General features: G+C 64.6%; 13 protein-coding genes. 5 read left to right on the top strand and 8 right to left on the bottom strand.

From position 1 onward, the window contains the following. Positions 1-9: 9 nt before the first annotated feature. On the top strand, positions 10-564 hold the full coding sequence (locus tag IVA81_RS05415) for a DUF924 family protein (RefSeq protein ID WP_247313383.1): 555 nt from the start codon (positions 10-12) through the stop codon (positions 562-564). Positions 565-695: 131 nt separating this feature from the next. Then, positions 696-1,181 (top strand): peroxiredoxin, encoded by a 486-nt coding sequence (locus IVA81_RS05410; RefSeq protein WP_247313380.1) that lies wholly within the window; start codon positions 696-698, stop codon positions 1,179-1,181. A gap of 155 nt (positions 1,182-1,336) precedes the next feature. Here the strand turns inward: IVA81_RS05410 and rnhA are convergent, their stop codons facing one another. From rnhA to ispH, 3 genes are read right to left on the bottom strand one after another with little or no spacing between them, the layout of a single operon-like run. After that, positions 1,337-1,801, bottom strand: a complete 465-nt coding sequence (rnhA, locus tag IVA81_RS05405) for a ribonuclease HI (RefSeq protein ID WP_247313378.1) — start codon at positions 1,799-1,801, stop codon at positions 1,337-1,339. Further along, positions 1,798-2,781, bottom strand: coding sequence for a homoserine kinase (locus IVA81_RS05400; RefSeq protein WP_247313375.1), 984 nt, complete (start codon positions 2,779-2,781; stop codon positions 1,798-1,800). Before IVA81_RS05400 ends, rnhA begins: the two co-directional genes overlap by 4 nt. A gap of 6 nt (positions 2,782-2,787) precedes the next feature. After that, positions 2,788-3,756: a 4-hydroxy-3-methylbut-2-enyl diphosphate reductase gene (gene ispH, locus IVA81_RS05395; RefSeq protein ID WP_246924064.1), complete on the bottom strand. Its 969-nt coding sequence runs from the start codon at positions 3,754-3,756 to the stop codon at positions 2,788-2,790. A 243-nt stretch (positions 3,757-3,999) separates the two neighbouring features. Between ispH and IVA81_RS05390 the strand changes: the two genes are divergently transcribed. Beyond that, positions 4,000-4,695 (top strand): cell cycle transcriptional regulator TrcR, encoded by a 696-nt coding sequence (locus IVA81_RS05390; protein ID WP_026202531.1) that lies wholly within the window; start codon positions 4,000-4,002, stop codon positions 4,693-4,695. 160 nt (positions 4,696-4,855) lie between these two features. Here IVA81_RS05390 and IVA81_RS05385 read toward each other — a convergent pair whose 3' ends face one another. The 5 genes from IVA81_RS05385 to IVA81_RS05365 all read right to left on the bottom strand — a co-directional run bounded on the left by IVA81_RS05385 (position 4,856) and on the right by IVA81_RS05365 (position 10,142). Further along, positions 4,856-5,062, bottom strand: a complete 207-nt coding sequence (locus tag IVA81_RS05385; RefSeq protein ID WP_247313372.1) for a DUF6494 family protein — start codon at positions 5,060-5,062, stop codon at positions 4,856-4,858. A 25-nt stretch (positions 5,063-5,087) separates the two neighbouring features. Further along, a complete protein-coding gene (locus tag IVA81_RS05380) occupies positions 5,088-5,348 on the bottom strand; it encodes a hypothetical protein (protein WP_247313370.1) in 261 nt (86 codons plus the stop codon). 170 nt (positions 5,349-5,518) lie between these two features. Next, positions 5,519-7,429, bottom strand: coding sequence for a propionyl-CoA synthetase (locus IVA81_RS05375; RefSeq protein ID WP_247313368.1), 1,911 nt, complete (start codon positions 7,427-7,429; stop codon positions 5,519-5,521). A gap of 377 nt (positions 7,430-7,806) precedes the next feature. Beyond that, complete coding sequence (locus tag IVA81_RS05370) at positions 7,807-9,192, bottom strand: tetratricopeptide repeat protein (protein ID WP_247313365.1); 1,386 nt, start codon at positions 9,190-9,192, stop codon at positions 7,807-7,809. A 185-nt stretch (positions 9,193-9,377) separates the two neighbouring features. Continuing rightward, positions 9,378-10,142, bottom strand: coding sequence for a tetratricopeptide repeat protein (locus IVA81_RS05365; RefSeq protein ID WP_247313362.1), 765 nt, complete (start codon positions 10,140-10,142; stop codon positions 9,378-9,380). 104 nt (positions 10,143-10,246) lie between these two features. Between IVA81_RS05365 and IVA81_RS05360 the strand changes: the two genes are divergently transcribed. Then, a complete protein-coding gene (locus IVA81_RS05360) occupies positions 10,247-11,824 on the top strand; it encodes a sodium:proton antiporter (protein ID WP_247313358.1) in 1,578 nt (525 codons plus the stop codon). Positions 11,825-12,004: 180 nt separating this feature from the next. Next, complete coding sequence (locus IVA81_RS05355; protein WP_247313353.1) at positions 12,005-12,775, top strand: hypothetical protein; 771 nt, start codon at positions 12,005-12,007, stop codon at positions 12,773-12,775. Positions 12,776-12,918 lie beyond the last annotated feature (143 nt).

Genomic DNA, 12,918 nt, shown 5'->3' with positions numbered 1-12,918 from the left:
CTTTGATTCATGGCTGACATCGGCGACATCACGCCATCCGGCATTCTCGCCTTCTGGCGCGAGGCCGGCCGCGAGCGCTGGTACAAGCGCGACGACGCTTTCGACGCGGAAGTCAGGCGCCGCTTTCTCGCTGTGTGGCAGAAGGCGGCCGCCGGTGAGCTTGCATCATGGGAGACGAGCGATGACGGCGCGCTCGCGCTGGTCATCGTGCTCGACCAGTTCCCCCGCAACATGTTTCGCGACACGCCGCAAGCCTTTGCCAGCGATACGCTGGCGCGCGATGTGGCCCGCCGCGCCATCGACCGGGGCACAGATCGCAGGATCGATCCCATCCTGCTCCAATTCCTCTATCTGCCTTTCATGCATTCGGAGCACCTGGCCGATCAGCTGCATTGCGTCGCGCTGTTTCAAAACACCGACAATGCCGAAAACCTGAAATACGCCCGCGAGCACGCCGACATTATCCAGCGGTTCGGTCGTTTCCCCCACCGCAACCGTCTCCTCAACCGTGACACCACCGAGGAAGAGCAGGCCTTCCTCGACGGCGGCGGCTTCGCCGGCTGATGACATCACGGTGAACGGCCCAGGTGAGGCCCAAGGAGAGGCCCAAGCCCTCGCCGCTTCCGCCGCCGGCAATATTGTGCGGGCCCGCGCCACGGTCTAAAAAGCGGGACCGATATTCAGGGAGACTGACGATGGCGATCCAGACTGGCGACAAGCTGCCCGAGGCGAAATTCCGCGTGATGACGGCGGAAGGCCCGCAGGTGAAGACCACCGACGATATCTTCAAGGGCAAGAAGGTGGCGCTGTTCGCGGTGCCCGGCGCCTATACCGGCACCTGCCACAAGATGCATCTGCCGAGCATCTTCCTCAACGCCTACGCCCTGAAGGACAAGGGCGTCGACACCATCGCCATCGTCTCCGTCAACGACGCCTTCGTCATGAACGCGTGGAAGCGCGATACCGACCAGCGCGACGAGGCCATCTTCCTCGCCGACGGCAATGCCGAGTTCGCCAAGGCAATCGGCATGGAGCTGGACGCCTCCGCCAACGGCCTCGGCGTCCGCTCCAAGCGCTATTCGATGCTGGTCGAGGACGGCGTGGTGAAGAAGCTGAACCTCGAGGCGATGCCCGGCAAGGTCGAGGTCTCCGGCGGCGATACGCTGCTGGGGCAGCTGTAAGTATTAGGCCACCGACTTCTTCGAAACGGGAAGTGTCGTAGGGTGGGCAAAGGCGCGCCAGCGCCGTGCCCACCATCTTTCCATAATTAGAAGAAGCCGTGGGCACGCTTCGCTTTGCCCACCCTACGAAACCGGGCGGCGCCGACGGCGACGCCCTACTCAGCCAGCCTCTGCTGCAACCGCGCCTTCACGATCCCGTCGCGCGCCAGTTGATCGGCCCGTTCGTTCTCGGGATGGCCGGCGTGGCCCTTGACCCAGTGCCAGCGGACTTCGTGCTGCTTCAGTGCGGCGTCAAGGCGCTGCCATAGCTCGACGTTCTTCACCGGCTTCTTGTCGGCGGTGCGCCAGCCGTTGCGCTTCCAGCCGAAGATCCAGCCCGTAATGCCCTGCCGGACATATTGGCTATCGGTGTAGAGATCGACGGTGCACGGCTTCTTCAGCGCTTCGAGCGCGGAGATCGCCGCCATCAGCTCCATCTGGTTGTTGGTGGTGTGGCGCTCGCCGCCGTTCAGCTCCTTCTCCTTGTCGCCGAACTTCAGGATCGCGCCCCAGCCGCCCGGGCCGGGATTTCCCGAGCAGGCGCCGTCGGTATAGATCGTGACATTGGGGAGCTCGCTCACGCCACCAGCCCCGACGGCATCAGCCCATAGTCGCGCACGCTCGTCACGCTCTGGTGAAAGCGCAGCTTGCGGACATATTCCAGCGGATCCTTCGGCTTGACCAGCGCACCCTCGGGCACGTTGAGCCAGTCCACCAGCCGCGTCAGCAGGAAGCGGATCGCAGCGCCACGCGCGAGCAGCGGCAGCGCGGCCTCTTCCGCCTCCGAAAGCTTTCGCACCCGGCCATAGGCGTTGAGGAAGGCACGCGCCTTGGTGACGTTGAAGGAATGATCCGGCTCGAAGCACCAGGCGTTGAGGCAGATCGCGACGTCATAAGCCAGCATGTCGTTGCAGGCGAAGGTGAAGTCGATGATCCCGGAGAGCTTGTCGCCGAGGAAGAAGACGTTGTCGTTGAAGAGGTCGGCGTGGATCACGCCTTCCGGCAGATCGGTCGGCCAGACCCCGCTCGAGAGATGGTCGAGCTCGGCCGCGAGAAACGCGCGCAGCCCCGGCTGCACTTCGTCGGCACGGTGTGAGGCCGCATCGAATAACGGCCGCCATCCGGAGACCGATAGCGCGTTGGCGCGCCGAACCGCAAAGTTCGCACCGGCCAGATGCATCTTCGCCAGCGCCGCACCGACGCCGGCGCAATGGGCCACGTTCGGCTTGCGCGGCCACACGCCTTCGAGAAAGGTGATGATCGCGGCCGGACGGCCCGACAGTTCGCGCAGCGCCTCGCCGTCTCTGCCCTTTACCGGCAGCGGGCAGTTGACGCCGTGCTCGGCCAGATGCGTCATCAGCGCCAGGAAGAACGGCAGATCGTTCTTCGCCACGCGCTTCTCGTAGAGCGTGAGGATGAACGAACCTGTACTCGTATGCAGCAGGAAGTTGGTGTTCTCGACGCCCTCGGCGATGCCCTTGTAGGAGAGCAATTCGCCGAGATCATATTGCTTCAGGAAATCCGCAAGCTCGTCGGCGGCAACGTCGGTGTAGACCGCCATAAAAGTCTACTCGGCGGCGGCTTCAGGGCGCACCTGACGGGGCAGCGGGAAGAACTCGTTCTCCTCCGCAGCCGAAACCGTCTCCACATGCAGCGTGTAGCGCTCGGCGAACGCGTCCATGATCTCTTCGACGATCACCTCCGGCGCGGATGCGCCTGCGGTGATGCCGAGGCTCGCGATGTTGCCGAACTTGTCCCAGTCGATGTCGGTGGCGCGCTGCGCCAGCACAGCGATCCCGCAGCCCTCGCGCTCGGCGACCTCGCGCAAGCGCTGCGAGTTCGACGAGTTCGGCGCACCGACCACGATCAGGGCATCCACCACCGGCGCCACCTTCTTCACCGCGAGCTGGCGGTTGGTGGTGGCGTAGCAGATGTCTTCCTTGTGCGGCCCGTTGATGTTGGGGAAGCGCTCCTTCAGGAGCGCGACGATCTCCGCGGTGTCGTCGATCGAGAGCGTGGTCTGGGTCACGAAGGCGAGGTTATTCGGATCCTTCGGCGCAATGGTCTTGGCGTCCTCGGCGGTCTCGATCAGGGTCACGGCGCCGGTCGGAAGCTGGCCGAGCGTGCCAACCACTTCGGGGTGATGGGAGTGGCCGATCAGGAAGATCTCGCGGCCACGCTTGAAGTGGATCGCGGCCTCGCGGTGCACCTTGGTCACCAGCGGGCAGGTCGCATCCAGCGAGAACAGATTGCGGGACTGGGCGTCGGCCGGAACCGATTTCGGCACGCCGTGGGCCGAGAACACCACCGGCGCGGTGGTGTTTTCCGGGATTTCGGCGAGCTCCTCGACGAAGATGGCGCCCTTTTTCTTCAACCCATCGACGACGTACTTGTTGTGTACAATCTCGTGGCGAACATAGACCGGGGCGCCGTATTTATCGAGCGCCCGTTCCACGGTGTCGATCGCCCGGACCACCCCGGCGCAGAAGCCGCGGGGAGAACAAAGCACGATCTTGAGGTCTGGTTTGGCTGACATTGAGCGATCTCGGGACCGAATCACCTCGCCAAATGGGCGGGAAGCGGTCGATGAATGGAATGGGGCTTAGGTACGGGCTTACAGGGAATTGGGCCCCCTTTCGGGCGCTGTCAAGGCACTATCTATAGCAGAACCATTGCGTGGCTACCCCCTCCGGGCTTATATAGCGCGAATTCCCAGTCATCGCTGATGACCACCGGCTTCGCCTCCAGAGGGGTGGGCGAAGCACAAAGGAGATTTGCCATGAGCAACGCACCTCTGATGCCCAAGGCGACCGCCGTCTGGCTGCTCGACAACACCGCGCTGACCTTCGACCAGGTCGCCGATTTCACCAAGATGCATCCCCTCGAGGTGCGCGCGATCGCCGACGGCGATGCTGCCCAGGGCATCAAGGGCATGGACCCCCTCTCCAACGGCCAGCTGACCCGCGAGGAGATCGAAAAGGGCGAGAGGAATCCGGATTACCGCCTCCGCCTCCAGGAGAGCAAGGTGGTGCTGCCGCCTCAGCCCAAGCGCAAGGGCCCGCGCTATACCCCGGTCTCGCGCCGCCACGAGCGTCCGAGCGCCATCCTCTGGCTGCTGCGCAACCATGCCGAGCTCAAGGACGCCCAGATCATGCGCCTGGTCGGCACCACCAAGAGCACGATCGCGAGCGTGCGGGACCGAACCCACTGGAACACCTCCCAGCTGACCCCGATCGACCCTGTCACCCTCGGCCTCTGCTCGCAGATCGAGCTCGATTTCGAGGTGGCACGGGCCGCCAAGGAGAAGCCGATCGACGCAGCTTATGGCGGCGCAACCCTGCTGCCGGCCTCCGAGACCACCAAGAAGGACGAGTTCGAGCCGGCCGAGCGATCGAGCGACGACCTCAACCTCGACGCCGTATTCGCCAAGCTGAAGACGCTCGGCGGCAAGAAGCAGGAAGACGAGGAGGAGTAAGGCTCCAGGCTTCGCGCCAAACGTCCAAATCTATTCGAACGCGGCGGAGCCAATCCGCCGCGTTCTTGCTTTGGGGCACGACACGGAACGACACGGGCCGAACAGTCGAGGCCCCAAGATGAAGTCAGAAGTGACGCGTATTACACCGGCAGGGCGCAGCTCAGCCGAGCTCGATCACGTCGTCGACCTCGTGGACGAGCCCGACGCCATCGATGGTCAGCACCATCTTCGCGTTGAGTTTCTCGTGTCCCTTGATCCGGCCGGCTGCGATCGCATCGCGCACGGTCTTCTCGATCTCGCGCTGTGAGGTGACCCCGACCTGCTTGAGGAATTTACGCAAAGACGTGTTGAACTGGTCCTCGTTCATGACGGCCTCCGTTGACCGGGACGACCTACGGCCGCTCGGGATGGTTCAGCATGTATTCGCCGAGATCGCGCTGGCGGCGATCGGCACGGGCGGTGGCGGCGTTGCGCTGGACGTCACGGTCCTTGCGGCAGACCACGTATTCCGGCGAGCCCTGCGCATAGCCGCGGCTCTGGCAGACCGCGTCGTCATCGTCACCGCCCACCGCCACCGGCGTCTGGTAGCGCGCGGAGCAGGCGGAGAGCATGAGGCCCGCAAACACAATCGCAAGAAACGGCTTCGAAGTCATAGCAGCTCTTTCGTCCTCATGGTGAGGAGCCCGCACAGCGGGCGTCTCGAATCATGCAGGCCCGGATGCAGCAGCGGGGCCTTTCATCCTTCGAGACGCGCGCCGGGCGCGCGCCTCAGGATGAGGGTTGAGCGGAAAAATGCGGCCTATTCAAGCCCCATCTGGTCGCCTCACACCCTCCCCTTCAGCGCCTCCCCGATCTCGTCGAGCGTCTTGGGATCTTCGATCGTCGCCGGCATGGTCCAGGGCTCGCCGTCGGCGATCTTCTTGATGGTGCCGCGCAGAATCTTGCCGGAGCGCGTCTTGGGCAAGCGGCCGACGGTGATCGCGAGCTTGAAGGCGGCGACCGGGCCGAGCTTGTCGCGCACCAGCGCGACGATCTCCTTCTCGATCTCGGCTGGCGCACGCTTCACGCCAGCCTTGAGCACCAGGAAGCCGCAGGGCACCTCGCCCTTGATCGCGTCCTTGACGCCGAGCACCGCGCATTCGGCGACATCGGGATGCGAAGCCAGGATCTCCTCCATGCCGCCGGTGGAGAGCCGATGGCCGGCAACGTTGATGATGTCGTCGGTGCGGCCCATGACGAAGACATAGCCGTCCTCGTCCTTGTAGCCGGCGTCGGAGGTTTTGTAATAGCCGGGGAATTCGGTGAGATAAGCCTCCCTGAAGCGCGCGTCCTGATTCCACAGCGTCGGCAGGCAGCCCGGCGGCATCGGCAGCTTGATGACGATCGAGCCCATGGTGTTGGGTCCCACCGGCTTTGCTGCCTCGTCGACCACATCGACCTGGTAACCCGGCATCGGCACCGTCGGCGAGCCATGCTTCACCAGTAGCATGCCGAGCCCGACCGGGTTGCCGGCGATGCACCAGCCGGTCTCCGTCTGCCACCAATGGTCGATCACCGGCACCTTCAGTTGCTGCTCCGCCCATTCGACCGTCGGTGGATCGGCGCGCTCGCCCGCGAGGAACAGGGTGCGGAATTTCGACAAATCGTATTGCCGGATGAACTTTCCTTCCGGATCATCTTTCCGGATCGCGCGGAATGCGGTCGGTGCGGTGAAGAACGCGACCGCCTTGTGCTCCGAGATGACGCGCCAGAACGCGCCGGCGTCGGGCGTGCCGACCGGCTTGCCCTCATACATGATCGTCGTCGCGCCGTGCAGCAGCGGGCCGTAGACGATGTAGCTGTGGCCGACCACCCAGCCGATGTCGGAGCCACACCACCACACCTCGCCCGGCTTGACGCCATAGAGGTTGAACATCGACCATTTCACCGCGACGAGATGGCCGCCATTGTCGCGCACGACGCCCTTCGGGATGCCCGTGGTGCCCGAAGTGTAGAGGATGTAGAGCGGATCGGTCGCGGCAACTGGCACGCAGGGCGCCTTCTTGCCGTCATTCAGCGCCTTGCGGCGCAGGCTCGCCCAATCGTAGTCCCGGCCCGGGGTCAGGTCGCAAGTGAGCTGCGGACGTTGCAGCACGATGCAGGCCTTCGGCTTGCTGCCGGCAAGCTTGATCGCCTCGTCGAGCAGCGGCTTGTACTGCACGATACGGCCAGGCTCGATGCCGCAGCTTGCGGAGAGAATGAGTTTCGGCTGCGCGTCGTCGATGCGGGTGGCGAGCTCCTTCGCTGCAAAGCCGCCGAACACCACGGAATGCACCGCGCCGATCCGCGCGCAGGCGAGCATTGCGACCACGGCCTCCGGCACCATCGGCATATAGAGGATGACACGATCGCCCTTGGCGACGCCAAAATCCTGCATGATGGCGGCGAGCGCCTGCACCTCGGTTAGCAGTTCCGCATAGGTCAGTCTGGTGACGCTGCCCGTCAGCGGCGAATCATGGATCAGCGCGACCTGGACGCCGCGGCCGCGTTCGACATGGCGGTCGAGCGCGTTGTAGCAGGTATTGACGACACCGCCGGTGAACCAGCGGCCGTAGGTTCCCTGCGAGGGGTCGAAGATTTTCTTGGGCGGCTCGATCCAGTCGATCTCTTTCGCCGCCTCGGCCCAGAAGCCGTCGGGGTCGGCGAGAGAGCGCGCATGGATCTCATGATAACGACTTTTACCGTCGACCTTCATTACCGCGCTCCCGTCCCTTTATTCGCCTTGCCCTGAACCTTGTGGCAGGATAGGCGTCCCGCCATGACCAGGATCAATTGCCGGCCTTGTTGAGGGCTATTTTCCCGGGAACGGGCCGCGGTTCAAGCTGAAAAGGATGGGTTATTCTCGTTGAGAGGCATAGAGCACACGCGGCATCGGCGCTGCGCTCCCTCTCCCGCTTGCGGGGGAGGGCTGGGGTGGGGGTGCCTCCGCGCCGGGATTGCCAGAGGCGTTAGCAGGAAGTCCCCAAGAGGAGAAAGCCCTCACCCGCCGCGCTCTTCGAGCGCGTCGACCTTTCCCGCAAGCGGGAGAAGGTGACCAAGCCAGCCGCTCGACTTCGGCTTTTTCAGCAGCTCTCAGCTCTCCATCGCGTTCAGCTTCTGCAAGCGATCCTGCATGATTTTCTTCAGGTCGTAGCCCGGACGACCAAAGCTGGCGTTACGGAGGCTGAGGAAATCGCGCTGGGTCTTGCGCAGCTCGCCAGCCGCGCGCTTGCCCGCCGATTTCAGGACGCGATCGTAAGTCTCGGCGATCTGGCGGTCGATCACGCCCAGTTGCGGATCGGCGCAGATCACCTTCTCGACCTCGCGCTTGGCCGTCGCGCATTCGAAGGACGGACCGTTGCCGGAGACCGCATTCAGCGCCCGCAGCGGTTCAGTGCCGAATTTCGCGATCTCGGCGATCATGGTGCGGCGACCGCTCGCGGCATTGTCGTTGGCGGGGTCGAGCCGCAAGGCCGCCTCGTAATCGGCCAGGGCCTTCGCGCGCTCACCCATTTTCTTGTAGAGCACGGCGCGGTTGTTGTAGGTCTTCGCAAAGTTCGGATCGAGCTTGAGCGCGGCATCATAGTCGCTGAGAGCAGCCCCGAGCTCGCCCTTGAACTGGTAGGAATCGCCGCGGTTGGTCAGGAAGTTCGGGCGCTGCTCCCGCCGGATCGCCTGGTCGTAATCGGCGATGGCCTTGTCGTATTCGCCCATCGCGGCATAGACGAGACCGCGATTGTCGTAATATTCCGGCACCTTCGGATCGAGCCTGATCGCCTCGCCGTCATCGGCGACCGCCTTGTCGAGCTGGCCGAGCTTCTTCCAGGCCGCGCCACGGTTGGTGTAGGTGCGGGGCCGGTCGGGATCGAGCCGCAAGGCCTCGTCGAAATTCTTGATCGCCTTTTCGTTGTCACCACCGAGATAATAGGCCACGCCGCGGTCGGACCAGGCCTGCGCATAATCCGGCTTCAGCTTGATCGCCTGGTCGTAGTCGGCGAGCGCGCGGTCGAGCCGGCGCTGATTGGTATAGACGACACCGCGCAGCTCGAAGGCCTCCGCATTCTCAGGATCAAGCTCGATCGCCTTGCTGAGGTCAGCCGCGGCGCGGTTGAGGTCGCCGCCGGCTTCGCGCAGGAGGTCGCCGCGCAGGCGCCAGGCCTTTGCATTCCTGCCGTCGAGCGCAATGGCGCGGTCGATGTCCCTCAATGCCTGGGTGAGGCCGCCCAAGCTCCGCGCATTGGCGTCAGCGCGGACCAGCAGCGCCGCGGCGCGGTCGGAAGCGCTATTGGCGGCCTGGTCGATGACGGTGTTGCAGGCCGGAATCAGCTCCGCAGGAGCGGCCTTGCTCCCCATCATGCAATCGGTGGCGGCAGAGGCCGGGGCGGAGAGAACGAAGCTCATTGCCGCGCTGAAGAGAAAGATTTGCAGCGAAGTTTTGGCAAACGAAGACGTTTGCGCGGGAGGATGCGTGCCGCACATGGCAGAGAGCTCCGTGACGTCGGGTTCTCACCATTGTCGCGGCTGGCAAGGGATGGGTTCAAATCGCGTCTATCCACTCCGTCATGGCCGGGCTTGACCCGGCCATCCACGTCTAACCCGCGGCACAAGAACGTGGATGCCCGGGACGAGCCCGGGCATGACGAACTTGCGTGATGCAAAGCCCCTCAATACCCGTCCACCCCGCTGATCTCCTGCAGCCTGTCCTGCATCGCCTTCTTCAGATCATAGCCCGGCCGGCCGTATCCGGCGTTCCTGCGCGCGATGAAATCGTCCTGCGCGCGCTGGATCTTGCGCGCCTCCGCCGGGCTCTGGGCTTCGCGGATAGCGCGCAAATGCGATCCGTAGATTTCGCGATCGAGATCGGCGAGTTCGCGATTGCCGCAGATCGCCTTCTCCACAGCCCGGGCCGCACGCCTGCAATTGAAGCTGGGCTTGCCGGCGACGGCCATCTGCGCGCCGATCCGCTCGATCTCGCGCGCCATCGCCTTGTGATTGGCCTTGGCCTTTTCGTGGTTCGGGTCGATCTTCAGCGCCGCGCCGAAATCCTGCACCGCCTTGGGCTTGTCGCCCTTCTTGAGCCAGAGCTCGCCGCGCGCATTGAAGATGTCGGCAAGCGTGGGGTCGAGCAAAAGCGCGCGGCTGTCGTCGGCGATGGCGCGATCGATCTGGTCGTGCCGCGCATAAAGCGCCGCGCGCGCGATCAGCGCCTTGATCAGATCCGCCTTCGCCGTCTTATCATTGTCGATCACGGCGGCACAGGCTGTGGCGGCCTTGTCCATGTCGTCGGCCGCGGTCGCCGCGAGGCATGACGCGACATCGAGCTGGATCACCGCAGCCGGCTCGCCACCGGTCGCAGCCTGAGCGGCGGCGAGCGAGAGCGCGCAAAGCAATACGGCGCCTGACGATTGAATGAGTTTTTGAAAACGCATGCTCGCTGCAGTCGGAAGTCTTGCTTTCGGACCTGACTTAACTCTTGCCTTAAGTCTTGCCTCGGGGCCGTACTATCCATCATACGGCCGGATGGTGCTAGCTTGTGGCGCCGCTTACATCGGCTTCGGGGATCATCGTGTCGACATTCGAATGGATCATCACGCTTCTGCTCGGCGCCGTTGCCTTATCGGCGCTGGCGCGGCGGATCAAGGTCCCCTACCCGACCTTTCTCGCCATTGGCGGCGCACTGATCGCCTTCGTGCCATCCAGTCCGTCCTGGGCGCTGGAGCCCGACCTGGCATTGGCGCTTTTTGTCGCACCGGTGCTGCTCGACGCCGCCTTCGACACCTCGCTGCGCGATCTGCGCAACAATTGGGTTCCCGTCTCGACCCTGGTCGTCGCGGCGGTCGGCCTGACCACGGCCGGCGTCGCCTTCGTCGCGCACCGGTTGATGCCCGATATGCCGTGGGCCGCCGCGGTTGCGCTCGGCGCCATCGTGGCGCCGCCCGATGCAGCCGCGGCGGTCGCGATCCTGAGCCAGGTCAAGCTGCCCCACCGCATGGTGAAGGTCCTGGAAGGCGAAAGCCTGCTCAACGACGCCACCGCGCTGCTGATCTATCGCATCGCGGTCGGCGCGGTCGCCGCCGAGCACCTGACATGGAGCCAGGTCGCGCCGACCATGGCGCTGGCGCTGGTCGGCAGCGTCGTGGCAGGTCTCGTCGCAGGCCGCATCATTCCGCTGTTCATGGAGCGCGTGACCGAGGCGCCGAGCGCGATCATCGTGCAGTTCGCCACCACCTTCATGGTCTGGATCGCCGCCGAGCATCTCGGCCTCTCCGGCATCCTCACCATCGTGGTCTACGCCATCACCCTCGCCCGAACGGCAGGGGCGCGCATGCCGGCGCGGCTGCGGGTGCCGTCCTATGCGGTCTGGGAGACGATGGTGTTCGTGCTCAACGTGCTCGCCTTCATGCTGATCGGCATGCAGATGCGGCCGATCTGGACGCGGCTGGACGCGGACGTGCGGTGGGAATATTGCGTGGCAGCGGCCTGGATCCTGCTCACCGTGGTGCTGGTCCGGCTGCTCTGGGTGACGTTCTACCGCACGACCTTGCGGGTGCTGGTCGCGCAGGGGATCTATCATCCGAAGGATCCGAAGCAGGTCGCCTCGGCCAAGGGCGGCCTCATCATCTCCTGGTGCGGCATGCGCGGCCTCGTCACGCTCGCCACCGCTTTCGCGCTGCCGGAGAATTTTCCCCAGCGCGACTTCATCGTCTTCATCGCCTTTGCGGTGGTGCTGGGGTCGCTGGTGATCCAGGGCCTGACGCTGCGGCCGCTGATTCTGGCGTTCGGCCTCAAGGACGACGATCCCGTCGGCACCGAGGTCGCACACGCCCGCGCCGTCGCCTATCGCGCCGCCCTCGATGCGATCGAGAGCGATCCGTCGGAGGAAGCCGAGATCCTGCGGCTCGAATATCGCGCAATCCTGATGCAGGCCGAAAACGATCCGAGCGGCGGCATCCCCAATGGCGAACTGCCGGCCGATCCCCTGCGCCGCCGCGCCATCGAGGCCGCGCGCAAATCGATCTTCGATCTCCGTGCCACCGAGGTGATCGGCGACGACGCCTTCCACCGGATCGAAGAGGAGCTCGATCGCGCAGAATTGAGCGCGGGGGGATGAGGCTTCTTTACCTCGCCCCGCTTGCGGGGAGAGGTCGACGCGCGCAGCGCGGCGGGTGAGGGGGTACAGGTCAGTCGGCAGACTCACGCGCGGAGAGAGCCCCTCACCCCTCCCTCTCCCCGTAAGGACGGGGAGAGGGAGAGCGTTGAACCAAACCCCTCCTTCCCAGACTCATTCCTGATGACGACCGTGACCGACGACCGTCGTGTACGCGCGCGAGATGCGGCGCCTGCACGATATTTTTATCTGCATATGTCCCTGGCCTGCGCGGCCACCGCATTTCTCGGCTTCGCACCGACCTATTGGGTTCCGCTCGCCAACCGGACGTTGTCGGCAAGCCCCGTGATTCACTTTCACGGGCTCCTGTTCTTCACCTGGTCTCTCTATTTCGTGCTCCAGACCTGGCTCGCAGCCTCCGGCCGCGTCGTCAACCACCGCTCGCTGGGCATCGCCGGCGTGTCGCTCGCGACTGCGATGACGATCTTCGGCTTCCTCGCCTTCGTGCACGTGATGCAGCATTCCGCAGCGCTCGGACAGCGCGAGGCCGGCATCGGTTTCTCCATCGTGCCGATGAGCGGGATCGCGTTCTTCGCGATCGTGTTCGTGCTCGCGATCACGAACACGCGCAGGCCCGAGACTCACAAGCGCCTGATGCTGCTCGCCGCGGTCTCGATCCTCGATGCCGCGATCGCGCGTTGGTTCCTGACCTTCCTCGCGCCTCCGGGACCGCCCGGTCCGCCCCCGGTGCCCGTGACGATCGCGCCGGCTGTCGTCGCATCGCTCCTGCTCGTCGTCGCCATGGTGCGCGACTGGCGCAGCGAAGGCCGCGTGCACCCGGTCTATATCTACGGCACGCTCGCGCTGCTGACGGTGAAGGTGCTGAACTGGCCGATCAGCGAGAGCGCGGCGTGGCACGCGTTCGCCGGCGGGATACTGGCGCTGTCGCAGTGAGCCCTCAGCGCTTGTAATGCAAACTCAAATGTGGATCCGTCACCCTGAGAGCTTGTGACCCTATGAGTTGCGGGCGCGCTATTTGGCTCGGTGGGACGATAGCAATCGGGCGGTAGGCCTCAAGGTTGGTGGGATTTGCTCAC

This window comes from Bradyrhizobium sp. 141 (assembly GCF_023074055.1).
Classification (GTDB): domain Bacteria; phylum Pseudomonadota; class Alphaproteobacteria; order Rhizobiales; family Xanthobacteraceae; genus Bradyrhizobium.
This window is presented reverse-complemented; position numbering and strand designations above follow the sequence as displayed.

Bases quoted from the DNA above. Each gene is read 5' to 3' on its own strand.
- IVA81_RS05400 (WP_247313375.1), bottom strand. From the start codon at position 2,781: ATGGCGGTCTACACCGACGTTGCCGCCGACGAGCTTGCGGATTTCCTG.
- IVA81_RS05375 (WP_247313368.1), bottom strand. From the start codon at position 7,429: ATGAAGGTCGACGGTAAAAGTCGTTATCATGAGATCCATGCGCGCTCT.
- IVA81_RS05385 (WP_247313372.1), bottom strand. From the start codon at position 5,062: ATGAACGAGGACCAGTTCAACACGTCTTTGCGTAAATTCCTCAAGCAG.
- IVA81_RS05355 (WP_247313353.1), top strand. From the start codon at position 12,005: ATGACGACCGTGACCGACGACCGTCGTGTACGCGCGCGAGATGCGGCG.
- IVA81_RS05410 (WP_247313380.1), top strand. From the start codon at position 696: ATGGCGATCCAGACTGGCGACAAGCTGCCCGAGGCGAAATTCCGCGTG.
- IVA81_RS05415 (WP_247313383.1), top strand. From the start codon at position 10: ATGGCTGACATCGGCGACATCACGCCATCCGGCATTCTCGCCTTCTGG.
- IVA81_RS05390 (WP_026202531.1), top strand. From the start codon at position 4,000: ATGAGCAACGCACCTCTGATGCCCAAGGCGACCGCCGTCTGGCTGCTC.
- IVA81_RS05365 (WP_247313362.1), bottom strand. From the start codon at position 10,142: ATGCGTTTTCAAAAACTCATTCAATCGTCAGGCGCCGTATTGCTTTGC.
- ispH (WP_246924064.1), bottom strand. From the start codon at position 3,756: ATGTCAGCCAAACCAGACCTCAAGATCGTGCTTTGTTCTCCCCGCGGC.
- IVA81_RS05380 (WP_247313370.1), bottom strand. From the start codon at position 5,348: ATGACTTCGAAGCCGTTTCTTGCGATTGTGTTTGCGGGCCTCATGCTC.
- IVA81_RS05370 (WP_247313365.1), bottom strand. From the start codon at position 9,192: ATGTGCGGCACGCATCCTCCCGCGCAAACGTCTTCGTTTGCCAAAACT.